This window comes from Arthrobacter sp. 7Tela_A1, assembly GCF_049311065.1.
Classification (GTDB): domain Bacteria; phylum Actinomycetota; class Actinomycetes; order Actinomycetales; family Micrococcaceae; genus Arthrobacter_B.
In genome coordinates this window covers 1-1,415 of the sequence record NZ_JAXIOO010000081.1, presented here as the reverse complement: position 1 = coordinate 1,415, position 1,415 = coordinate 1, and the positions used below count along the sequence as shown (strand labels likewise).

Genomic DNA, 1,415 nt, shown 5'->3' with positions numbered 1-1,415 from the left:
CCCCCCCCCCCTCTCAAAGGTTCCACGCATGAAAACTGTTGCCCCCCTCAAGGCCACTGCTGCTGATCCCGCTACCCTCGACGCCGAGGAGCTCATGAGCCGGGACCAGATCGAGGCACTGCAGCTCACCCGCCTCCAGGAGACCGTGCGCTACGCCTACGACCGCGTTCCGCTGTACACCAAGAAGTTCGACGACGCCGGTGTCCACCCGGACGATTTGAAGGAACTCTCAGACCTGGCGAAGTTCCCGTACACCACCAAGGAAGACCTCCGCCAGAGCTACCCGTTCGGCATGTTTGCCGTGCCGATGGACGAGGTCTCCCGTATCCATGCGTCCTCCGGCACCACCGGCCGGCCCACGGTCGTTGGCTACACCAAGGGCGACCTTGACCGCTGGGGCACCCTGGTGGCACGTTCGCTGCGTGCCTCCGGCGTGAAGTCCAACTACAAGGTCCACAACGCGTACGGTTACGGCCTGTTCACCGGTGGTCTGGGGGCGCACTTCGGAGCAGAGAAGCTCGGCTGCACTGTCATCCCCATGTCCGGCGGCCAGACCGAACGCCAGATCCAGCTCATCCAGGACTTCCAGCCGGATACGATCCTCTGCACCCCGACCTACCTGCTGACGATCGCTGACGCCATGAAGCGCGCCGGCATCGATCCGCGCTCCACCTCACTGAAGAACGCCGTTTTGGGCGCCGAGCCGTGGACCGAGGAAATGCGCCACGAGCTGCAGCAGATGATGGACATCGACGCCTGCGACATCTACGGCCTCTCTGAGGTCATGGGTCCCGGCGTCGCCGGCGAGTGCGTCGAGACCAAGGACGGCGCCCACATCTGGGAAGACCACTTCCGCCCGGAAATCATCGACCCGTTCGACGAAACCAAGGTCCTGGACGACGGCGAGCACGGCGAACTGGTCTTCACATCCCTGACCAAGGAAGCCCTGCCGATCATCCGGTACCGCACGCATGACCTCACGCGCCTGCTCCCGGGCACCGCACGCCCCGGCATGCGGCGCATGGGGCGGATTACAGGCCGCAACGACGACATGATCATCCTGCGCGGCGTCAACCTCTTCCCGAGCCAGATCGAAGAGATCGCCCTGCGGATCCCCGCCCTGAGCCCGCACTTCCAGCTGGAAATCACCCGTCCCGGCCGGATGGATGAGCTGGCGGTGAAGATCGAACGCCGCAGCGAGTCCAGCGCGGACGAGTGCGCCAAGGCCGCCGCGGAGCTCAAGAACCAGATCAAGATCCACATTGGTTCGTCCTGCGCCATCCACGTGGTCGAGCCCGGATCGCTGGCCCGTTCCAGCGGCAAGCTCCGCCGCATCTACGACCTGCGCAAGCAAGAGAACAAGCCGGCCTAGCAGCCGGGAGCGTTCGGTTGGCCGGAATTGCCCCGGCCAACCG

At 65.0% G+C, this 1,415-nt stretch carries 1 protein-coding gene; it reads left to right on the top strand.

Annotated features, from left to right (window positions below; translation table 11 throughout):
- Positions 1 to 28: 28 nt before the first annotated feature.
- A complete protein-coding gene (gene paaK / locus TVB01_RS16595) occupies positions 29 to 1,372 on the top strand; it encodes a phenylacetate--CoA ligase PaaK (protein ID WP_422457003.1) in 1,344 nt (447 codons plus the stop codon).
- Positions 1,373 to 1,415 lie beyond the last annotated feature (43 nt).